The following is a 19522-nucleotide window of genomic DNA, read 5'->3' as shown; positions in this document are numbered from 1 at the left end:
TGAATTGGGGCCGATACTGTGCCCTGTTCAACCGACAAGTTCAAGCACATCCGGCGCCACGCGCCGGGTCAGTTCCCGGCAGGCCTCGAGGACCTCGGTGGCCATGACGGACGGCAGGACCTTCTGGGCAAGCCCCTCGGCCTCCGCAAACCGCAGGCGGCGAATGACTTCCTTCACCATCGGGATCGCGGAAGGGCTCATGCTCAACTCGTCCACGCCCAGGCCCAGCAGCAGCGGGGCCATGACCGGGTTGCCGGCCATCTCGCCGCAGATCCCGACCCAGATCCCGTGCTGGTGCGCCACCCGGATCGTGTTGCGGATCAGTTCGATGATCGCGGGGTGCGTCGGCTCGTAGAGATAAGCCACGCGCTCGTTGACGCGATCGACGGCCAGCGTGTACTGCACCAGGTCGTTGGTCCCGAGGCTGAAGAAGGCGACGTGCGGCGCGATGAGGTGGGCGGTGATCGCCGCGGAGGGCACCTCGATCATCACCCCGGTCTCGACGGCCTCGTTGAACGGCACGTCCCGCAGGCGGAGTTCGCTCTTGGCCTCCTCCAGGAAGGCATTGGCGCGCAGGACCTCTCCGACGTTGCTGACCATGGGGTACATGATCTTCACGTTCTCGTGCACGCTGGCCCGCAGGATCGCGCGCAGCTGGGTCTTGAAGATGTCCGGCTGCGCCAGGCAGAAGCGGATCGCCCGCCACCCCATGAACGGGTTGAGCTCGGACGGCGTCTTGAGGTGCGAGAGGAACTTGTCGCCGCCGAGGTCGAGCGTACGGATGACGCACGGGGCCGGCGCGACGCGGCGCGCCACCTCCTCGTAGGCGGCCGCCTGTTCGTCCTCGGTCGGCAGGTGCTGCATGGAGAGGTAGAGATACTCCGTGCGAAACAGCCCGACCCCGCTCGCGCCCGCGGCCAGCACGGAGTCGACGTCGCCGGGCATCTCGATGTTGGCGGAGACGGCGATCTCGTAGCCGTCGCGCGTGACGGGCCGCTGGTCGCGCAGCCCGGCGAGGCGGGCCTGGATGGTCTGCCGGGCCTCGGCGATCTTGCCGTAGGCCTCGAGCCGCTCGCGCGTGGGATGGATGTAGAGGAGGCCCTTGTGGCCGTCGATCAGCACCTGGTCGCCCGTGGAGACGCGCACGCTGACGTCGTGGAGCCCGACGATCGCCGGGATGGACAGGGCGCGCGCCATGATCGCCGTGTGCGACGTCGGGCTGCCCAGGTCGGTGGCGAACCCGAGGACCTTGCCGCGGTCGAGCGTGGCGGTGTCCGACGGCGCCAGGTCGTTGGCGATGATGACGTACGGCCGGTCCAGCCGGCTCAACAGGGAGGCGCTGCGCCCCGCGAGGTTGCGGAGGATGCGGCGGGTCACGTCGCGCACGTCCGCGGCGCGCTCCCGCAGGTAGTCGTCTTCCAGCCGCGCGAGCGCCTGGGCATAGCGGTCCGCCACGACGCTCAACACGGATTCCACGTTGCGGCGCTGGCCGCCCAACCCGCGGATCACCTCTTCGACAAACGAGCGGTCGTCCACCACCAGCAGGTGCGCGTCGAAAATGCTCGCGCTCTCCCGGCCGATGGCGTCACCAACCTTCTGCTGGATTTCGTGGATCTGCTGGCGCGTGACGATCAGGGCCTCTTCAAAGCGGGCGATCTCGCGCGGGATCTCCTCCTCCGCGATCTCCCGCTCGACCAGCCGCTCCTCCTCGGTGGTCACGAGGAGCGCCGCGGCGATCACAACGCCGGGCGACACGCCGATGCCCTGGAGCTCGATCTCGGCGCGGGCCGTGGGGATGGATTCCGCCATGGGACTAGTCCTCGTAAAACTTCTTCTCGATCAGTTCCTGCAGCGCGTCGAGGGCCTCCGCGGCGTCCGGCCCCGTGGCCGTCAGCTTCAGCACCGAGCCGAAACTCCCCTCGATGGTCAGCAGGCCCATGATGCTCTTGGCGGAGACCGCCGCGCCCTCCTTCTCCACCAGGATCTCCGAGGCAAAGCGGCCGGCCGTCTTGACGAACAGCGCGGCCGGCCGGGCGTGGATGCCGTACTTGTTGACGATGGTCATCTCCCGGGAAAGGGGCGCCGGGTCTGTCCGGTTCGCGTTCATGTTTCCTGCTGCCGGGCCAGGGCCTTCATCAGTTTCTCGTCCAGTTCCTTCGCCGCGTCGTGGCCCATCTGCTTGAGCTTCTGGTTCAGGGCCGCCACTTCCACCACGTGGGCGATGTCGCGGCCCGCCGCCACGGGGATCGTGATGAACGGGATCCGCGCGCCCAGCACCTCGCGGTGCTGCTGGTTCAGCCCCGTCCGCTCGTCCTCCTCGCCCGGCTCCGGGCGGCGGAGGCGGATGATCAGGTCCAGCCGCATGTCCTTCCGCATGGAGGCCACGCCGAAGAGGCTCGGCACATGGATGAGGCCCAGCCCGCGGATCTCCATGTGGTAGCGGGTGATCTCGACCGCCGACCCGATGATCGCACCGCTGCTGTCCCGGCGCAAGACGGTAAGATCGTCGGAGACCAGGCTGTGCCCGCGCTCGATGAGGGCCAGCGCGGTCTCGCTCTTGCCGACCCCCGGCTTGCCCTCGATGAGCACGCCGATGCCGAGGATGTCCACCATGGTCCCCTGCGCCCGCAGCCGCGGGGCCACGAGGTTCTCCATGATGATCGTCGCCTCGTTGACGAAGCGGCTCGTGACCATGGCGGTCTTGAGCACCGGGACGCGGCACGCCTCCGCCATCTCCTCCATCTCGGGAAACAGGTGGCGGTGCCGCGTCACGACGACGCAGGGGATCTCGCTCTCGAAAAACAACTTCAGCCGCGATGCCCGCTCATGGTCCGAGAGCGTCCGGAGGTAGGTCATCTCCGCCAGCCCGAGCACCTGGATCCGCCGGAACGCGAAGTAGCGCAGGAAGCCCGCCAGGGCCAGGCCGGGCCGGTTGATCACCTCTTCCGGCACGGCCCGGTCCAGGTACTTCTCGCCCGCCGCCACCGCCAGCCCGAGGCTGGCGGCGCCGGAATCCAGGAACTGTCGGACGGTGATGGCCATGCCCGGTCAGCCCGCGCCGGGGCCCTCCTTGGCCTGCGCGTCCAGCTCCAGCGCGGCCAGGCCTTCGCGGCTCTTGTGATCGGTGACCCGGTCCCGGTGGCGCCGGAGCTGCTTCTCCGCCTTCTCCACCGCGCCGTCGATGGAGGCGTACAGGTCGTTCGTCTCCTCCTTCGCCTCGACCCGCACGTGGTTCGGCGCCTGCACCACGACCTCGGCCAGGTGGCGGTACTTCTCGACGTCCAGGATGACGTGCACGCTCTCGACGCGCGGGTAGTCGAGCAGGGCGTGCTGCAGCTTGTCGTGCGTGTAGTCGCGGATCGCGTCGGTGATCTCGATGTGCCGTCCTGTCACGCTGATGTGCACTGCCGGTCTCCTTTCATTCTGGGTTCACATGCTGAACCGCGGCCCCAGATATAGCTCGCGGCTCATCGGGTCGTTGATCAGGAAATCGCTCGTCCCCTCCCGCAGCACCTTGCCCTCGCAGATCAGATACGCCCGGTCCACCACGGACAGCGTCTCGCGGACGTTGTGGTCGGTGATCAGGATGCCCAGCCCGCGCCCCTTGAGCTCCATGATGATCTGCTGCACGTCGAAGACCGCCAGGGGGTCCACGCCGCTGAACGGCTCGTCCAGCAGGATCAGCGACGGGCGCGTCACCAGGGCGCGCGTGATCTCCAGGCGCCGCCGCTCGCCGCCGCTCAAGGTGTAGGCCTTCTGCTTGGCGAGGTAGCCGATCTTCAGCTCCTCCAGCAGCTCGCCCAGCCGCCGCTTCCGCTCGCGCGCCGTGATCGGCAGGGTCTCGAGGATCGCCAGGACGTTCTGCTCCACCGTCATCCGCCGGAAGATCGAGGGCTCCTGCGACAGGTAGCCCATGCCCAGCCGCGCCCGCTGGTACATCGGCATCCGCGTGACCTCCCGCCCCTCGAAATACACCTGCCCGGCCGTCGGGCGCACCAGGCCCACGATCATGTAGAAACTCGTCGTCTTGCCCGCGCCGTTCGGGCCGAGCAGCCCGACGATCTCCCCGCGCTGGACCGACAGGTCCACGCCGTTGACGACCCGGCGGCCGCGGTAGGCCTTGACGATCTGCCGGGCCTCGACCAGTCCAGTGCTTTGCGACGCCACGCGCTTATTCTCCTCTGAACTGATCCTTCACGCCGCCCTCTTCAGGATAGATTAGCAGCCGGGCGCCGGGTTGGCAAATCATTCGATCCTCGTTCCGCCAGTAGGTGATCACGTCGCCCTCGAGCACGTCCCGCCCGCGCGTGATCCGCGGCTTGCCCGTCAGCACGATCTTCCCCGTGGGCACGTCGTACGTCGCCATCTCCGACTGGGCGGAGCGGTCGAGCTGCGTGATCGTCACCCGCCCCTCCGCCTTGATGACCTTCGCCTGGCCCTTTTCGTCGAACGACACCGTCAGCTTGTCCGCCGCCAGCTGCATCTTCGGGTCCGTCACCAGGACGTTGTGTTCAAACAGCGCGACCCGCTGCTTCGCGTCGAACGTCAGCCGGTCCGAGGTGATCACCGTCGCCGGGTCCTGCTCCTCGGCGGCGGCCGCCGCCGCGGGCTCGGCTTCCGCCGCGATCGCAGCCGGCGCGACCAGCGCCAGGCCGCAGGCCAGTATTAGAAAACGTTTCATGGCAGCCCTCCCGATTCCATGCTCCCCTTGACCCCGCGGATCTCCACGCGGGACTTGCTGTAAAGTCCGAACCGCTCCTGCTTTGCGTTCCACCAGAAGCCCGTCCCCGTGATCCGCAGGCCCTCCCGCAGGATCTCCACGTCCTCGTTGGACCGGGCCGTGCTGTCCTTCTGGTTATAAATACACTTGGGCGAGGTCACCGTCATCTCCACGGCGCCCTCCTTGTACATTTCGATCTTCAGGTTCGTGATCTCGATGATCCCGTCCGGGCGGACGCGCGCGAAGTCACCGTACAGGATGCTCTTCAGGTTGTTGTTCTCGTCGTAGTCCGGCACCTTGAAGCCCGAGACGGTCTGCACCGCGCCGGTCGAACCGAACTGCGCCCGCGCCGGCGCGGCCCAGAACACGAACGCCAGGGCCAGCGCCGGGAGGGCCGGCTTCCACGCCGGCCCAGGTCGGGATGGACCCCGACCCTCCCTGTTCCTGTCAGTCCACCACGTCATCGATCGCTTTCAGTTGTTTCCACAGTCCGTCGAGGGCGGACCACGGTATCGCGTTTTCGCGGTCCGACAAGGCTTTTTCCGGCCGGACGTGCGTTTCCACGAAGACCCCGTCGCAGCCCGCCGCCACCGCGGCCCGCGCCAGCGCGGGCGCGTGGCGCGCGTCGCCGCCCGTGTGGTCCCCCGCCCCGCCCGGCGCCTGGACGCTGTGCGTGGCGTCGAAAATCACCGGGTAGCCGGTCTCCCGCAGCACCAGCAGGCTGCGCAGGTCCGCCACCAGCGTGTTGTAGCCGAAACTCGCGCCGCGCTCGGTCAGCAGGATCTTCCGGTTGCCCGTGCTCTCGACCTTCGCGATCACGTGCCGCACGTCCCACGGCGCGAGGAACTGCCCCTTCTTGATGTTCACCACGCGCCCGCTCTCGCCGAGCGCCAGCACCAGGTCCGTCTGCCGGCAGAGGAACGCCGGGAGCTGCAGAGCGTCCGCGACCCGCGCCGCCAGCGGCACCTCGGTCTCGTGGTGCACGTCCACCAGCAGCGGCAGCCCGAAGCGCTCCTTGACCTCCGCCAGGATCTCCAGCCCGCGTGTCAGCCCCGGCCCGCGGAACGAGCGGTGCGACGTCCGGTTCGCCTTGTCGTACGAGGCCTTGAAGATCAGCGGCACGCCGGCCTTCTTCGACCAGCGCGCCAGCCGCCCCGCCAGGTCCAGGCACATCGCCCGGCTCTCGATCACGCACGGCCCCGCGATGAGAACCAGCGGCGCGCGCCCGCCCACCGGCACGTTCCCGACTCGGATGGTTTTAATGGTGGACATAAGAAGGGTTCAGGGTTCGGGGTTCAGGGGGAAACGGAGTCAACGCCCAACAACCAACATCCAACTTCCAACGTCCAATGGAAGCCGTTCCACGCCTTGGAAGTTGGGTGTCGGACGTTGGGCGTTGGACGTTGAAAACAATTATGGTACACGCGCTTTTCACGGATGGTGTCTCAAATCGGGGCGCTACCATTCACAATTCACCATTCACGATTCACTCTCTTCCTTCAACCTCTCCTCCGCCTTGGCCACGTCCTCCGGCAGATCCACGCCCAGACCGGGCCGGGCGGCCTCGATGACCTTGATCCGGTAGCCGAGGTGCAGCGCGCGGAGCTGCTCCAGTTTCTCCATTTTCTCCAGCCGGCACGGCGGCTCCGCGACCAGCCGTTCCAGCGCCGCCTGGCGGTAGGCGTAAATCCCTATGTGCTGCCAGTATACGGGCCCCGCGCCCCGGGCGTCCGCCGCGTCCCGGATGTGCGGGATGCGCGACCGCGAGAAGTACAGCGCCGCACCGTCCGCCGCACAGACGACCTTGACGATCGCGGGCTGGTCCACCTCCGGCCCGTCCTCCATCCGGCACGCCGGCGTGGCCATGTCCCACTTCGGCTCCGACGCCATGACCTCCGCGAGCCGGTCGATCACGCCCGGGTCGGCCAGCGGCTCGTCGCCCTGGATGTTGATCACGATGTCCGCTCCGCGCCCGCGCGCGGCCGCGGCAACCCGGTCCGTGCCCGAAGGCAACGCGGGATCGGTCATCACCACCTCGACGCCGAGCGGGCGGACCGCCGCCGCGATGCGCTCGTCGTCGGTGGCGACCAGGACCGCGTCCAGCCGCTTCGCGAGCTGCACGCGCTCGACCACGCGCTGGACCAGCGGCTTGCCCGCGATCAGCGCCAGGCTCTTGCCGGGGAAACGGACCGAGGCGTACCGGGAAGGGATGATGCCGAGAATAAGGGTCATAGGGTTCAGGATTCAGGGTTCAGTTGGGCCGCCGGTCCCAGGGGCCGGATGGAAACAGCCATGAGACCTCAACGTCCAACAACCAACATCCAACTTCCAACGTCCGATGGAAGCCGCTCCGGACCTTGGAATCTGGACGTTGGGCGTTGGGCGTTGGGCGTTGAAAACAAACATGTTACATGCGCTTTTCACGTATGGTGTCCCGGACAAGAAAAACCACTCACTATTCACCATTCCCTCTTCACTTCCCCATATGCGCCAGCAGTTCCTCCGGCGTGCACGTGGCGGTGCCCAGCTTGCCGACGACGACGCCGGCGGCATAGTTCGCCAACTCGGCGGCCTCGATCGGGGTCGCCCCCGCGGCCAGGGCCAGGACGCAGGTCGCGATCACGGTGTCGCCGGCGCCGCTGACGTCGAATACCTCGCGGGCCCGGGTCGGCACGTGATGCAACTCGCCCGCCCGGCCGCGCAGCAGCATGCCCTGCGGGCCCAGCGTCACGAGGATCTGCGCGGCCCGCCATTTCTCCAGCAGCCGCTCGCTCACGTCCAGCAGGGCCTGGTCCTCAAGCGGATGGGCCTGCGGGCGGGTCTCCGGCGCGCCCGCCAGGTGGAAGGCCTCGCGCCGGTTGGGCGTGGCGAGCGTGATGCCGCGCACGTCGAGCTCCTGGCTCTCCTTCGGATCCATACCCACGGGGATGCCCGATTCGCGCGCGACCTTGAGCGCGACGTCCACGACCGCCTGGCGGACCACCCCCTTGCCGTAGTCCTCGATGATGATCCCCGTCGCCCGCCGCGCCTCGCGCTCAATCAGCCCGCAAAATGTTTTTGCCGTCGGCTCGCCAACGGTCACGTGGTCGTCCCAGTCCACGCGGACGACCTGCTGGCGCTCGGCGATGATCCGGGTCTTGACGGTGGTCCGCAAGCCCTCGAGTTCCAGCAGGCCCTCGAGCCCGACGCCCCCGCCGGCAAGCACCGCCTTGAGGTCCGCCCCCGCGGCATCCTTCCCCAGCATGCCGCCGATCACGGTCTTTCCGCCGAGCGACTGGATGTTCCATGCGGTGTTGCTCGCGCCGCCCGGCATGCTCTTCTCGCGGGTCACCGAGACCACGGGCACCGGCGCCTCGGGGGAGATGCGGTGAACGGACCCGTAGATATACCGGTCCAGCATCAGGTCGCCGATCACCAGGATGCGCTGCCGCGGGAAGGCCGCCAGCAGATCCCGCGCGCGTTCAGGACGGAGGCTCATCGTCCACCTCGAGTTCATCTTCCCCTATGTCGCCGGTCACGACCCGGTCGGGCTCGATCTCGACTTTGCTCAACCAGAGCGAGACGCTGGCCACGGGCACCTTCGCGGCGAGCTTCGTGCAGAACCGGTCCTTGTCGTCGGAGACCCACATCCACAGCTTGCCCTTGCGCACGAACAAGCCGTTGAAGGCCGCCTCCGGCTCCAGCTTGACGCTCTGCCGCCGGCCCATCTCCGGCAGCTTGAGGTTCTCCCGGCGGCGGACGTTGACGTACAGGTCGTAGAGCTTCTCGTCGGCCATCACCCGCGCGTGGACCGTGTCGCCGATCTTCAGCGGGCGCGAGCGCATGAAGTACATGAACGAGATGACGTCCCGCGTGTCGGGCTCGATGTCGAAGGTCTTTCTCTTGTCGGTCATGTTCGACCGCCAGCGCGCCACGCCGCGCGCGTGGTCGAACTCCGTGGTCTCATCCGCGCGGTAGCGCCCCTCCTTCAGCCGCTTGGTGAACCGGAGCGGCAGGAAGGTCACCGGGTCGATGATCGCCTCCAGGAAGTCATCCACGGGATAGAGCTTCTCGAGAATCCGGTTGGTGCGCGTGCGGAACCGGATGGCCAGCAGCGTGCGCCCGTCCTCCTCGACCCAGCCCGTGGTGGCCGTCGTGATCCCGACCTTAAACACGCCCCAGTAGATGCGGTAGGTCAGCTTCTCGCCGACGGGGAACCAGAGCTCGGGCAGGGGCTCCGCCGCGCGGGCCCACCCCGCGGCCGCGAGCGCCAGGAACCCCGCCGCTGTAAGCGCTTTCTTCATGCTTCAGGAACCGCTTGGACCGCTGTGGGCCGCCCGGCGTTGAAGCCGCCGCTCGTAGGCCTCCCGCGCGATCCGCACATCCTCCAGGAACGGACCCAGTTCGTCCATGTGCAGCGCCTGCGGCCCGTCCACGAGCGCGCGGTCCGGGTCGGGATGAAAATCCACCAGCACCATGTTCGCGCCCGCCACCACGCCCTGCGCGGTGACATGGAACACCTCCAGCAGGCCGTCCGGCGCGCGGCCGCGCCCGCCGACCGAGTGGGACGGGTCGATGCACACCGGCAGGCGCGTCAGGCGCTGGACCACCGGGACGTGCGCGAAGTCCACCAGGTTCCGGTGCGGGTCGCCCATGTGCGTCTTCACGCCGCGCAGGCAGAAGACGATCCGCTGGTTGCCCTCGCTGGCCAGGTACTCGGCCGCGTTGAGCGATTCCTCCAGCGTGATGCCGAACCCGCGCTTGAACAGGATCGGGAACTCCTGCTGCCGGCCCGCGTGCTTGAGCAGTTCGAAGTTCTGCACGTTGCGCGTGCCGATCTGCAGCATCACGCCCGTCGGCCGGCCCGCCGCGTCGAGCGCCGCGCGGATCTGGTCGATGTGATCCTCGTGCGTGATCTCCATCGCGATCACGCGAATGCCGTAGCGGCCCGCCAGCTCGAACACGTACGGCAGGCAGTGCGCGCCGTGGCCCTGGAACGAGTAGGGATTCGTCCGCGGCTTGTACGCCCCCATGCGCGTGCAGACCTGGCCGTGGTCCCGCAGCGCCTTCATCATCCGCTCGACGTTCTCGCGGTGGTCCACCGCGCAGAGCCCGGCAAAGACGTGCAAGGTGTCCTGCCCGAACCGCACCCCGTTATACTCGAACGAAGTCGCCCGGTGGTCGTCCTTGTGGCGGCCGATCACCCGGTAGGACTGCGAGACCCGGACCACGCTCTCGACGCACGGCAGGTTGCGCATGTCCTCCATCGAGAGCAGCTTCGTGTCGCCGATCAGGTAAATTTCCGTCAGCGTCTGCTGCGCGCCCCTGACGTGGTGCACCCGCGTCTGCACGTTCGGCAGCAGGGCCAGGGCCTCGGACAGGTGGCGGTACTCCGGCCCCTCCAGGTCCACGTTGGGCTGCAGGATCAGGATCATGATTTCATTCCGCGGCTATTCAAAAATCGATGGACTTTAGCACGTTTCCCGCCGGCTGTCATGCCCGCCCGCAAAGGTGCGGCCTCCATTTTCAACCTGGAGGGCGAGCGTCCCGCGAGCCGGGCGCCAGCAAACGCAGCAGCAGCAACTCCAGTTGCAGCGCGTCGGGAACCGCCGAGCTGACCATCGCCTCGTGGGTCTTCACCAGGATCGCATGGCCGGTTCGCAGCTGGGCCAGGCTGAAACGCTGGGCCTGCTCCGCCAGCTTCATGCCGCGGAACCAGTGCCCCTCGCGCGGGTCCTTGCCCAGGGCCTTGAGCGCGGCGTCGATCTCCGGGCCCTCCCGCCACGCGAGCTTCCGGCCGTACCCCTCGCCCGTGGGCCGCGCCCAGCCGCGGTCCAGCGCCTCGCGAAAAACGATCAGCTCCCGGAACCGGGACTCCAGCGCGTGCAGCAGCCCGATGGGGTTCTCCCCCTGGAAAACGAGCTGGCGCAGGATCTTCAGCGCGCCCGGCAGGTCGCGCGCCCCCACGGCGTCGGCCAGGTCCCACGCCATGGACTCGCGCGAGAGCGACACGATCGCCTGCACGTCCTCCGGGCGCGCGTCCTTGCGGTCGCCGAGATACACCGCCAGCTTCTCCGCCTCCTGGACGATCTGCCGCGTGTCCATCCCGACGCGATCCAGGAAGATATCCAGCGCCCGGCCGACGGGTTTCACTCCGTGTTGCCGAAGCGCCTCCACGACCTGGCCCCGGGCATAGTCCGCCTGCAGCCAGGGCTTGTCCGGCTTCGAGCATTCCTCCACCGTGCCCGCGGCCTCGCAGGCCTTGAAGAACGCCGAGCCGCGGAACACCTTCAGCGCGCTGACCACCAGCGTCTGCCCCGCGGGCAGCCCGGCCTTGAGCTGCCCCGTGAGTTCCTCCACCGCCCGCTTCACGTCCTCGGCGACGTCCTTGGCGAACAGCGTCGCGTCCCGCAGCCATACGGTCTTCCGCCCGCCGAGAAAACCCACCGTGCGCAGGCCCTCCAGGCACCGCCGCACCGCGAGGACGCCGTCGGCCGCGTTCTCGACGGCGGCGTCGATGACCTCCAGCCCGAACGCCGCCTCGGCCGGCGGGCACAACGAGTCCACCAGTTCCCGGGCGCGTGTGCGCACGCGGTACTCGTCCTCGCCGTACACGAGGTAGACCGCCTTGCGCTCCGCGCCGCCGCCGGCCGGTTTCGCCGTTTTCTTTGTTTTTTCCGCGCCCGCCTTCATTGCGTCTTCCCGGTCACACGATCCCGCGCTTCCTTTTCCGCGTCTTCCCTTTCGACGTCGGACAGGCCCATTTGCTTCAGGTAATCCTGCCACGAAACGCCCGCGAGCGCCACGGATTCCGCGAACTCGCCCAGCCGCCCGTCGCCCGCGCGCCGCGCGACGGCGGCCACCATTTCCTCCGCCTGCCGGTAAAACGCCGGCCCCATCGCGTCGTAGGTCCGGACCGCTTGGACCGCGTCCGGCGATTGCAGTTGGGCCGCCGCGTAATACGGCTTCGCGCGGTTCAGCGGCGTCCGCCCCGCCCGCGCCACCCGCGCGGCCGCGGCCCAGCCCAGGTGGGAAGCCATCCCCTCGTCCAGCCAGAGCGGGATGCGGTCGCCGAACCGCCGCCACAGTTTGAGATGCACCAGCTCGTGCGGCAGGCGGCCCCGGTCCGCCTCGGTATCCGGCTCGCGCAGGAGGAAAATCTCGTCGCCGGCCTGGATCGCCAGGCTGTCCCTCCGCCGGTCCGCGCCGCGCAGCACGCGGTCCCAGAGGGCCCGGTCGCCGACGACGAAGATCCGCGCCGGGCGCGGCGCGGGATCGGGGCCCAGGCTCTCCCCGATGGCCTCCCACGCCAGTTCCGCCTCCGCCCGGACATCCGCCACCTCCCACGGCGAGCGGCCGTAGACGTGGAACGAGTCCTTCTCCGACCGGACCCAGCCCGGCCCGCCGGCCTTCCAGAGCTGCCGGGCCAGCGGGGAAAACGAGCCCGTGCCCGCGGGCGCGGAGGACGCGGCGTGCAGGCTCCCGCCCGCGGCCAGCACCCAAGCCATGAATACGAGGGCCTTTTTCATTTCGACTCGTCCAGCAGCACCGCCCGCACGCTGCCCACGGGCACCCGCACCTGCATCTGCGCCACCGTGTGCGGGGGCTCGGCCGTGATCCAGACCGCGCCGGGCACCTTGCGCACGAAGAGCCCCTCCTGCTCGCTGGTGATGCGCAGCCGGTACGCCCGGACCCGCGCGCCGCGCAGGGCAAGGTGCTCCTCCCTCTCCACGCGGATCACCAGGTTATGCGTCCGGTCGTCGGCGGCGATCGTCGCGCGGTCCTCGCGCCCGGGCCGCAGGTCGAGTTCCCGCATGCCGCGCATCAGGGAAAAGAAATCGTGCGCGCCCGGCGCGACGGCATACTCCGTGTTCGTGCCGCGGACGTGGTCGACCCAGGCCGCCACGCCGCGTTCGCGGTCGAACCGCAGTTCGTCGTCGCAGCGGAACCAGCCCTCGGACGTTTTCTTCACCAGCTTCACGGGCAGCCCGGTTTCCGGCTCGATGAAGCTGTCGATGCAGTCCTCGACGGGATAGATTTTTTCCACCCAGCGATTGCTCTTCGCGGTAAAGCGGAAGCGGAGCAGCGGCCGCCCCTCCTCCTCGACGAGCCGCGTCGTCACCTCGGCGGTGCCGACCCGGATCAGGCCCCAGACCAGTTCGTAGCGCAGTGTTTCCTCCATCGCGGCGAAGGCGCGCGCGGAAAAAAGAAGCAGGGCCCCCAGGCCGATCAGGCGGTGAATGCGGCAACGCATACCGGGGACGTTATGGGCAGGCGCGCGGGAGTTCAACACAAACCGGTACCCCGGCGAGCTTGCCTCGCCGGTGAACAAGGCGGGGGGACGCCGCGTCCCGCGCGGCAGCCCCCGCCTTCCGCTCCTGCCGGACAAGCCGGCAGGGGGCGCGATACTAGAACCGGAAGTTCAGCCGGATCGCCGGCAGGCCGCCGGGGTCAGGCGCGAATCCGGCCGCGCCGCCGATTCCGCCCGCCGCCGCTTCCAGCCGGTCGCGGTTGTAGCGGTGCGCGCCGTCGATGCCGCCGTAGATGCTGCCGGAGTACCAGGTGAACTCGAAGAAGGTGATGACCGCGAAGGCGCCCCACTGGTCCTTGTCCGCCGTGTCGACCATGCCGAACAGGAACAGGCCGTTGAGCAGGATCGAGCGGACGCCGCTGGCCCATTCGCCTGCGTAGAAATAGCCGAAGCCGGGAACGATCCCGAGCAGGCCGCCGACCCGCGGACTCTTGTCCCGGCCGCGGGTGTATGCCTCCAGCGCGGCGCGGGCGGCGGCCTGGGGAACGGGCGCGCGGTCCAGCGCGGCGGCCGCGCCGGCCGGATCCTTCTGCCGCAGCCGGCCGACGGCGAGCCGGCGGCTGGCGAACGTCTTCTCGTCGTCCCCGCCCCCGCCGCGCAGGACGCTCTCGAAATAGAAATCGCCTTCCGCCCACTTCCGCGCCGACTGGGCGTTCTCGCCGCGCAGGAGCAGCGCGGGCGTCCCCAGGGCGGGCTGCGCGTCCTCGGCGCGATTGAGCATCCGGTCCGCGAGTTCGTATTCGCCCGCGCTCCAGTATGCGTAGGCCGAGGCCCAGTACCAGCCGCCCCGGGCCTCGCCGGACGGCGCGTCGCCCGCGAGCCGGCGGTACTCCAGGGCCGCGCCGGCGTGGTCGCCCTCCGCGGCGAGTTCCAACGCCAGACCCGGGGAGCCCTGCGCCGCGGCGCCGAACGGCGCCAGCCACGCCAGGACCGCGAAGATGTTCCAAGTCCGCGAGACCATCATTCACCTCCCCCGGCATGGAACCAGAAATCGTGATTGGAGACCGGGTCGGCGAAACGCGGCGCGCCGCCTTCCGGAAGCGGGTTCCGGCCGGCGGCGACGACGGACGGCTCGCGGACCAGCCGGTCGGCGATCAGGGGCAGCCCGAGCAGGCCGTGCGCGCGGCTGGCGGCAAGGAAGTAGGCCGAGCAGCTCGGTTCCAGCGAGCAGCGGGCGGCGATGGCCGGCGAAATCTGCGAGCGGTAGAAAGAGACGATCCAGCGGCCGGGCTTCGAGAGCCACGCCTCCCGGCGGGCGGCGGCTTCCGGCGCGGCGCATTCCGCCCGGAGCTCGCGGCTCCAGAGCGGCCGGCAGGTTTCCAATGTTTGGACGAGGGCGGGGTCGTTTTTTCCAAGGTTTGGAAAAGCCCGGAGCAGCTCGTGCAGCGAGCAGCCGCTCCGCAGGGACAGCGGCTGGGCGCGCGTTTCCAGGAAGGCCTGCCGCAGCCCGGTGAAGGCGGCCGCGGGATCGCCCGCGGCCCAGTTCAGCCGGCCCAGTTCGTACGCGGCGGCGGCGCGAATCTCCGGATCGCGGGCGGCCGTCAAGGCGGCCAGCGATTGCCCGTCGGTTCCGCCGAGGCGCAGCCGGGCGACGGCGAGCTGGAGCGCGGCTGTTTCGTTTCCCGGATCGGCCAGGAGGACGCGCCGGCTTTCGCGCGCGCACTCGGTCCAGCGGCCCTCCTCGAAAAGCTCCCGCGCGAGCTCGCCGTCCGCCGCGCCCAGCCGCGCCGCGAGAAAAAAAAGGAGGATCCCGGGTCGTCCACCCGGAATCCTCCTCGTACGCATGACGGTACGGCCGGTCTTAGTAGTAGGTCGCGCCGTACTGCTTGGCGTAATCGGCGCTGGTCACGCCGTTGGCGCCGTCGATGCCGTTCCAGATCGCCACCACGATGCTGACGATCGGCACCAGCATGATCCATTCGCGCCAGTGGATTTCCTTGCCATCGTTGTACGCCGCGCCGGCCCGGATGCCGAAGCAACAGCCCGCGATGAAGCCCATGAAGCCGCCGCGGCCCGCGCCCTTATCCGCCGCCTGCACCGGGGCCATCCCCGCCAGAACAAACGCCGCAATCAACATTCCGACGATCATCTTCTTCATGCTTTCTCCTTTCCGATAGGTTCTACTCTACGTTTACAAATCCCGCGCGCAAGCTTTTTTGCGGGCGGCGTGCGAGCCGCCCGTTATTCATAGATTTTCCCGAAATCGTCCACAAACTCGACGCCCTTGAAAAAGGGCGCGGCGACAAAGAGGCCCGGCGCGATCGGCCCGTTGACAATCAGGTTGCCGATGCGCACCGTCTCGCGGGTCTCCACGCCGCCCGCCCACAGCGTGCCCCGGTGCAGGCACGGGATCCAGGCGCCGGCCGCGGCCTCCTGGAACGCGCTGTACTCGTACTGGGCGGTCCGGTTGTTCATCTCCGGGGAATCGAAGAACTCGATCCGGGCGAGGCGGCCCTCGGGATCGGCGGAAAGAACCACGAACAGCCGGCCGACCTCGTATCCGCGGCGAACCGGGAACTCCCCGGCGGCGGGCAGTTCCGCTTCAGCGGCATCACCGATTTTCATCAGGTGATCCATCGCCGTGCCGGGGACTTTGCGGAGCTGGATCGTCATCTCCTCGTTGAGTTGCGAAACCGGCCGGGAGAATCCTTTCGGGTCGCCCTCGATGTAGCTGAAGAACGTCTGCCCGTCGGAAACGATGCGGCGCTTGACGGGCGTAACGTTCTCTACGTGAAGGCGGTCCGGGCGCTGGTAGTAGACCCGGCTCAAGGCGCGGCTGGAATTGCCGCCGGCCGTTTCCGTGTCCCGGCGCACCTCGCAGCTGACGCTGTGTACGGCGTCGTACGCGGCCAGCACCCGCTGGGCCAGTGTCTGCGCCCCCGCGTCCTGCCACAGGGCCGCGAGCAGGCAGGCCCATAAAATGCGTCTCACGCCCTCTCCCGGTTCAGTCGTTTCGCAACGCCGGAGACATGTATCAGCGCGAGCTTCCGGAGGCAATCCCATAGAGGATGGCGCCCGATTCGGAGAAAATAAATCCAGAAAAATATATTTGACGCCCCCCATATGTTGTGATAGCGATTAAAAATAGTCCCACAGGTTGTTTTATTGTCAGCCTGTGGGGAGGCAAACCAACCAGGAGGAAGTGCATGAAGAAGTTGATCGTGGTCGCGATGATGTGCGCCATGGCCGCGCCGGCAATGGCCCAGTTTGCAGGGCTTCCGTACGCGGACAGCGCCGCGGCGCCCGAGGCGGGCCTGATTCGCGTATCGGGTGGCGCGGTCGTGGGCGACGACGCCAACGGATACGGCGGGCGGGTCACGTTCGGCGTGATGGAAGGCCTGGCGCTGTTTGCCGACCTGGGCATGATCGATCCGGACGAAGGCGACGCCGGGTTGGCGTACCAGGGCGGCGGCAAATACACCCTGCCCCTGGACCTGCCCGTGGACGTGGCCCTTCGCGGAACCATCGGCATGGCCAGCTACGAGGTAACCGATGACGTCGACGCCGACTGGCTGTTCGTCAACGTCGGGGCCCTCGTCAGCAAGACCATCGAGCAGTTCACGCCCTACGGGTTCCTCGGGATGAACTACTCCGATGTCGAGGTCGACTGGGAAGGCGTCGGCGACGCGAGCGAAGACGAGACGGATGTCGCCATCGCCGGCGGCGTGCTGTTCGACCTGAACGAGCAGCTCTCGCTCTACGGTGAAATCATTCACATCGACGACCTGTTCTTCGGCCTCGGCGGCCGGTTCCAGTTCTAATCCTGCATCCGCAGGATACGCGAAACGGCCCGTCCCCTCGCGGGGCGGGCCGTTTTCTTTTCCGGCGGCAGAGCGCCGGAACTACAGGGCGGAATCGCTTCAGGCCGGAGGCGCGGATTCCCCCACCGGGCTGATGACCACGCGCTTGCGGCCGTCCTCCGCGGTGGGTTCCGAAAACGTTTCCAAGCCGGGCGTCTCGGCGGCCAGGTGGTGGACCAGCCTCCGCTCGTGGGCGGACATGGCCGGCAGCTTGACGGGGCGGCCGGTCTGCTTGACCTCCTCGATCGCGGCCATGGCCTCGCGCAGGACCTGTTCCTTGCGGCGCTCGCGGTAGTCGCCGACGTCCACGACGAACCGCACGTCGCGGCCGGCCTTGCGCAGGAGCATGCGGCCGAGGATGAACTGGAGGGCGTCCAAGACCTGCCCCTTCCGCCCGATCAACTGGGCCGCGTCAGCGCACTCGACGCGCAGGAGCACCTCCTGCTCCTCCGGCGCCGACGCCTCAACCTTCGCCTCGAATCCGGTCAGCCGGAGCAACTCGCCCAGCGTCTGCCGGGCCTCGTCCTGTACCTGCGAGACTGCGTCCTGGTCGCTCATGGCTTCCTCCTCGCCTACCGCGCCGCCGCGGCCGCCTCCCGGGCCTTCTTGCGCCGCTGCGCCGCCAGCTGCTGCGCGATCATCAGGCACTGGTTTGTCGTCCAGTACAGGGACAGGCCCGAGGCGAAATTGTAGAACAGCACCAGCATCATGATCGGCATGAACATCATCATCTTCTGCTGGTTCGGGTCGCCGCCGGAGGGCGTCAGCTTCTGCTGCCAGGCCATGGTCGCCGCCATGAGGATCGGCAGCAGGTTCAGCGACAACCCGAACGGCAGTTTGCCCGCCAGCAGGTTCTCCGGCTGGCTCAAGTCGCGGATCCACAGGAAGCTCGCAAATCGCAGCTCGATGGCGCTGCGCAGGACGACGAAGAGGGCGATGAACACCGGGATCTGGATAAGCATCGGCAGGCAGCCGCCCAGCGGGTTGACCTTGTGCTCCTTGTAGAGCGCCATGATCGCCTGCTGCTGCTTCTGCGGGCTGTCCTTGTACTGCTGGCGCGCGGCGGTGACCAGCGGCTGGATCTCCTGCATCTTCCGCATGCTCTCCGTGCTCTTGCGCGTAATCGGCCAGAACACGACGCGGATGAGGACCGTCAGCAGGATGACCGCGATGCCGTAGTTATGCGGCCACAGGACCCGGTGGATCCCGTTCATGACCTGCAGCAGGATCTTGCCGATGGCCGCCCAGAACCCGAACTCCATCACGTCGACCATGTGCTGCCCGTGGCGGCTCAAGACGTCGAACTTCTTCGGCCCGATGTAGTACTGGACCGTCCGGGTGAAGGCGTCGCCCGGCGCCAGCACGGTGCCAGCAAACTGGACCGATACGGCCATGTCGGCGAGAACCGCCCCGCGGGGCTTGGCGGCCGGGTCCTGCCGCTCGGCCTCGGACACCTCGCGGCGGGCGAGGACCACGGCCTTTTCCGCCCCGCCCTCGGGCACGAGGACCTGGGCAAAGTACTTGTTCTTGGCGGCGACCCATTCCATGGCCGTATCCAGCGGCCACTCGATCCGCTCGGGGAGGCCGGGCAGGTTTTTCTCCTTGCGCACCTCGTCGAACCAGCCCGGCACTTTCCCGCCCCAGTGCTGGACGCCCTCGCCACCCGGGGACAGGGTGTCCACGCCCTGGTTCGCCACGCCCCTCATCGCGGACTCGCCCGGCAGGTTGGGCATCGGGCCCGTCTGCAGGGAGTGGTCCGGGACTGCCAGGGCCGCCGACCCGCGGTTCGCGAACCGGTCGGTCACCTTGAGGAGGTAGCCATCCGCCAGTTGGAGCGTCCGTTGAAGCTGGAGGCCCGAGGCCGCCGTGTGCTCCAGGACCACTTCGTTTCCGGTCTGGGAGGCCACCGTGAAATTCACCGCCTCGGACAGGCCCGCCAGGCCGCCGTAGGCCAGCGCGCGCCGCGCGGAGAAGTCCAGGACCACCGGCGGGCTGCCCGCCTCGGCGGTCAGGGGATACTGCTTGAGCTCGGCGGACGCCACGCCCGCGCCGCGCGAGGAGAGCACCAGCCGGACCCGCTCGTCCTCCAGCGTCGCCGTGCTTTCCGGGCCGGCGTCCTCCGGCTCCGGGGCCGCCTCGATGGCCGGGGCGGGCGTTTCCGCGGCGGGCGCCGGCGCTTCGGCCGGGGCCAGGGCCGGCGGTTCCGCGGCCGTATCGGCCGGGGGCGCCTCCTCGACGGCCGCCGGCGGCGGCGCGGGGAAGAAGTATTTCCTGATGACGTGCCGGTCGAATGACGGCCAGGCCAGCCAGAGGGCGAAGAGGGCGACGAGGATCAGGATGTCGTTTCTTTTCATCGATCAACTCCGGGACAACGAAGGGCATGCGGCACGGGGACGGGATCGAACCCGCCGCGATGGAAGGGGTGGCATTTCAGCAGGCGGCGCGCGCCGAGCAGCGAACCGCGCCAGAACCCGTGCCGCTGGAGCGCCTCGATGCAATACACCGAGCAGGAAGGCTCGAACCGGCAGCAGGGGCCCAGCCAGGGCGAAATCAGCGCCCGGTACAAACGAATCAAAGCGATCAGCACATACTTCATGAATTGGCCAGTCCGGATTTTAACGCAAAGGCGCGAAGGCGCAAAGAACAGCCCGATGGTCCTCTTCCCTTCGCGTTTCTTTGCGTCTTTGCGTCTTTGCGTTTACTTCTCCCGCG

At 68.3% G+C, this 19522-nt stretch carries 23 protein-coding genes; 1 reads left to right on the top strand and 22 read right to left on the bottom strand.

The genetic code is table 11. The features are described from left to right. Positions 1–27: 27 nt before the first annotated feature. The 19 genes from ptsP to KA248_01035 form a co-directional block, all read right to left on the bottom strand. Complete coding sequence (gene ptsP, locus KA248_01125) at positions 28–1809, bottom strand: phosphoenolpyruvate--protein phosphotransferase (protein MBP7828497.1); 1782 nt, start codon at positions 1807–1809, stop codon at positions 28–30. Positions 1810–1813: 4 nt separating this feature from the next. Further along, complete coding sequence (locus tag KA248_01120) at positions 1814–2107, bottom strand: HPr family phosphocarrier protein (protein ID MBP7828496.1); 294 nt, start codon at positions 2105–2107, stop codon at positions 1814–1816. Beyond that, on the bottom strand, positions 2104–3042 hold the full coding sequence (hprK, locus tag KA248_01115; GenBank protein MBP7828495.1) for an HPr(Ser) kinase/phosphatase: 939 nt from the start codon (positions 3040–3042) through the stop codon (positions 2104–2106). The genes KA248_01120 and hprK overlap by 4 nt, the downstream gene beginning before the upstream one ends. Positions 3043–3048: 6 nt before the next feature. Then, a complete protein-coding gene (raiA, locus tag KA248_01110) occupies positions 3049–3405 on the bottom strand; it encodes a ribosome-associated translation inhibitor RaiA (GenBank protein ID MBP7828494.1) in 357 nt (118 codons plus the stop codon). 24 nt (positions 3406–3429) lie between these two features. Further along, positions 3430–4191 carry an LPS export ABC transporter ATP-binding protein gene (gene lptB, locus KA248_01105; GenBank protein ID MBP7828493.1) on the bottom strand — a complete coding sequence of 254 codons (762 nt, stop codon included), beginning with the start codon at positions 4189–4191 and terminating at the stop codon, positions 3430–3432. Then, complete coding sequence (locus tag KA248_01100; protein ID MBP7828492.1) at positions 4172–4681, bottom strand: hypothetical protein; 510 nt, start codon at positions 4679–4681, stop codon at positions 4172–4174. The genes lptB and KA248_01100 overlap by 20 nt, the downstream gene beginning before the upstream one ends. After that, complete coding sequence (lptC, locus tag KA248_01095) at positions 4678–5184, bottom strand: LPS export ABC transporter periplasmic protein LptC (protein MBP7828491.1); 507 nt, start codon at positions 5182–5184, stop codon at positions 4678–4680. The genes KA248_01100 and lptC overlap by 4 nt, the downstream gene beginning before the upstream one ends. Next, positions 5168–5992: a 3-deoxy-8-phosphooctulonate synthase gene (kdsA, locus tag KA248_01090; GenBank protein MBP7828490.1), complete on the bottom strand. Its 825-nt coding sequence runs from the start codon at positions 5990–5992 to the stop codon at positions 5168–5170. Before kdsA ends, lptC begins: the two co-directional genes overlap by 17 nt. Positions 5993–6199: 207 nt before the next feature. Then, complete coding sequence (gene kdsB, locus KA248_01085) at positions 6200–6952, bottom strand: 3-deoxy-manno-octulosonate cytidylyltransferase (GenBank protein MBP7828489.1); 753 nt, start codon at positions 6950–6952, stop codon at positions 6200–6202. Positions 6953–7193: 241 nt separating this feature from the next. Next, positions 7194–8216, bottom strand: a complete 1023-nt coding sequence (locus tag KA248_01080; GenBank protein MBP7828488.1) for a carbohydrate kinase — start codon at positions 8214–8216, stop codon at positions 7194–7196. Beyond that, a complete protein-coding gene (locus KA248_01075; protein MBP7828487.1) occupies positions 8182–9003 on the bottom strand; it encodes a DUF3108 domain-containing protein in 822 nt (273 codons plus the stop codon). Before KA248_01075 ends, KA248_01080 begins: the two co-directional genes overlap by 35 nt. A gap of 3 nt (positions 9004–9006) precedes the next feature. Beyond that, positions 9007–10134, bottom strand: coding sequence for a 3-deoxy-7-phosphoheptulonate synthase (locus KA248_01070; protein ID MBP7828486.1), 1128 nt, complete (start codon positions 10132–10134; stop codon positions 9007–9009). A 91-nt stretch (positions 10135–10225) separates the two neighbouring features. Continuing rightward, entirely contained in the window at positions 10226–11392 is a 1167-nt protein-coding gene (gene holA / locus KA248_01065) for a DNA polymerase III subunit delta (GenBank protein MBP7828485.1), read from the bottom strand. After that, positions 11389–12228: a hypothetical protein gene (locus KA248_01060; GenBank protein MBP7828484.1), complete on the bottom strand. Its 840-nt coding sequence runs from the start codon at positions 12226–12228 to the stop codon at positions 11389–11391. Before KA248_01060 ends, holA begins: the two co-directional genes overlap by 4 nt. Beyond that, the gene (locus KA248_01055; protein MBP7828483.1) at positions 12225–12953 is read right to left on the bottom strand and encodes a DUF3108 domain-containing protein; all 729 of its coding nucleotides are present in this window, start codon (positions 12951–12953) and stop codon (positions 12225–12227) included. Before KA248_01055 ends, KA248_01060 begins: the two co-directional genes overlap by 4 nt. Before the next feature lie 154 nt (positions 12954–13107). After that, entirely contained in the window at positions 13108–13971 is an 864-nt protein-coding gene (locus KA248_01050; GenBank protein MBP7828482.1) for a hypothetical protein, read from the bottom strand. Further along, positions 13971–14795 carry a membrane protein insertion efficiency factor YidD gene (gene yidD, locus KA248_01045; protein MBP7828481.1) on the bottom strand — a complete coding sequence of 275 codons (825 nt, stop codon included), beginning with the start codon at positions 14793–14795 and terminating at the stop codon, positions 13971–13973. Before yidD (KA248_01045) ends, KA248_01050 begins: the two co-directional genes overlap by 1 nt. Before the next feature lie 16 nt (positions 14796–14811). After that, positions 14812–15108, bottom strand: coding sequence for a hypothetical protein (locus tag KA248_01040; protein ID MBP7828480.1), 297 nt, complete (start codon positions 15106–15108; stop codon positions 14812–14814). Between the two features lie 83 nt (positions 15109–15191). After that, positions 15192–15941: a hypothetical protein gene (locus KA248_01035; GenBank protein MBP7828479.1), complete on the bottom strand. Its 750-nt coding sequence runs from the start codon at positions 15939–15941 to the stop codon at positions 15192–15194. 215 nt (positions 15942–16156) lie between these two features. Here KA248_01035 and KA248_01030 point away from each other — a divergent pair, with 215 nt between their 5' ends. Next, positions 16157–16771 carry an outer membrane beta-barrel protein gene (locus tag KA248_01030; GenBank protein MBP7828478.1) on the top strand — a complete coding sequence of 205 codons (615 nt, stop codon included), beginning with the start codon at positions 16157–16159 and terminating at the stop codon, positions 16769–16771. Between the two features lie 99 nt (positions 16772–16870). Here KA248_01030 and KA248_01025 read toward each other — a convergent pair whose 3' ends face one another. Genes KA248_01025 through yidD (KA248_01015) form a run of 3 tightly spaced genes read right to left on the bottom strand, consistent with a single transcriptional unit; the run spans position 16871 to position 19406 of the window. Next, the gene (locus KA248_01025) at positions 16871–17368 is read right to left on the bottom strand and encodes a KH domain-containing protein (GenBank protein MBP7828477.1); all 498 of its coding nucleotides are present in this window, start codon (positions 17366–17368) and stop codon (positions 16871–16873) included. A gap of 14 nt (positions 17369–17382) precedes the next feature. Beyond that, entirely contained in the window at positions 17383–19164 is a 1782-nt protein-coding gene (yidC, locus tag KA248_01020) for a membrane protein insertase YidC (GenBank protein MBP7828476.1), read from the bottom strand. Beyond that, positions 19161–19406, bottom strand: a complete 246-nt coding sequence (gene yidD, locus KA248_01015; GenBank protein MBP7828475.1) for a membrane protein insertion efficiency factor YidD — start codon at positions 19404–19406, stop codon at positions 19161–19163. Before yidD (KA248_01015) ends, yidC begins: the two co-directional genes overlap by 4 nt. Positions 19407–19522: the final 116 nt, after the last annotated feature.

The organism is Kiritimatiellia bacterium (genome assembly GCA_018001225.1).
In the GTDB taxonomy this organism is placed as follows: domain Bacteria; phylum Verrucomicrobiota; class Kiritimatiellia; order CAIQIC01; family JAGNIJ01; genus JAGNIJ01.
The sequence above is the reverse complement of the archived record's forward strand: the minus strand, read 5'-3'. Positions and strand labels throughout refer to the sequence as shown.

Excerpts from the sequence above, each read along its gene's own strand:
- ptsP (MBP7828497.1), bottom strand. The coding sequence starts at position 1,809 with ATGGCGGAATCCATCCCCACGGCCCGCGCCGAGATCGAGCTCCAGGGC.
- KA248_01120 (MBP7828496.1), bottom strand. The coding sequence starts at position 2,107 with ATGAACGCGAACCGGACAGACCCGGCGCCCCTTTCCCGGGAGATGACC.
- hprK (MBP7828495.1), bottom strand. The coding sequence starts at position 3,042 with ATGGCCATCACCGTCCGACAGTTCCTGGATTCCGGCGCCGCCAGCCTC.
- KA248_01100 (MBP7828492.1), bottom strand. The coding sequence starts at position 4,681 with ATGAAACGTTTTCTAATACTGGCCTGCGGCCTGGCGCTGGTCGCGCCG.
- lptC (MBP7828491.1), bottom strand. The coding sequence starts at position 5,184 with ATGACGTGGTGGACTGACAGGAACAGGGAGGGTCGGGGTCCATCCCGA.
- kdsA (MBP7828490.1), bottom strand. The coding sequence starts at position 5,992 with ATGTCCACCATTAAAACCATCCGAGTCGGGAACGTGCCGGTGGGCGGG.
- kdsB (MBP7828489.1), bottom strand. The coding sequence starts at position 6,952 with ATGACCCTTATTCTCGGCATCATCCCTTCCCGGTACGCCTCGGTCCGT.
- KA248_01080 (MBP7828488.1), bottom strand. The coding sequence starts at position 8,216 with ATGAACTCGAGGTGGACGATGAGCCTCCGTCCTGAACGCGCGCGGGAT.
- KA248_01075 (MBP7828487.1), bottom strand. The coding sequence starts at position 9,003 with ATGAAGAAAGCGCTTACAGCGGCGGGGTTCCTGGCGCTCGCGGCCGCG.
- KA248_01070 (MBP7828486.1), bottom strand. The coding sequence starts at position 10,134 with ATGATCCTGATCCTGCAGCCCAACGTGGACCTGGAGGGGCCGGAGTAC.
- holA (MBP7828485.1), bottom strand. The coding sequence starts at position 11,392 with ATGAAGGCGGGCGCGGAAAAAACAAAGAAAACGGCGAAACCGGCCGGC.
- KA248_01060 (MBP7828484.1), bottom strand. The coding sequence starts at position 12,228 with ATGAAAAAGGCCCTCGTATTCATGGCTTGGGTGCTGGCCGCGGGCGGG.
- KA248_01055 (MBP7828483.1), bottom strand. The coding sequence starts at position 12,953 with ATGCGTTGCCGCATTCACCGCCTGATCGGCCTGGGGGCCCTGCTTCTT.
- KA248_01050 (MBP7828482.1), bottom strand. The coding sequence starts at position 13,971 with ATGGTCTCGCGGACTTGGAACATCTTCGCGGTCCTGGCGTGGCTGGCG.
- yidD (MBP7828481.1), bottom strand. The coding sequence starts at position 14,795 with ATGCGTACGAGGAGGATTCCGGGTGGACGACCCGGGATCCTCCTTTTT.
- KA248_01040 (MBP7828480.1), bottom strand. The coding sequence starts at position 15,108 with ATGAAGAAGATGATCGTCGGAATGTTGATTGCGGCGTTTGTTCTGGCG.
- KA248_01030 (MBP7828478.1), top strand. The coding sequence starts at position 16,157 with ATGAAGAAGTTGATCGTGGTCGCGATGATGTGCGCCATGGCCGCGCCG.
- KA248_01025 (MBP7828477.1), bottom strand. The coding sequence starts at position 17,368 with ATGAGCGACCAGGACGCAGTCTCGCAGGTACAGGACGAGGCCCGGCAG.
- yidC (MBP7828476.1), bottom strand. The coding sequence starts at position 19,164 with ATGAAAAGAAACGACATCCTGATCCTCGTCGCCCTCTTCGCCCTCTGG.
- yidD (MBP7828475.1), bottom strand. The coding sequence starts at position 19,406 with ATGAAGTATGTGCTGATCGCTTTGATTCGTTTGTACCGGGCGCTGATT.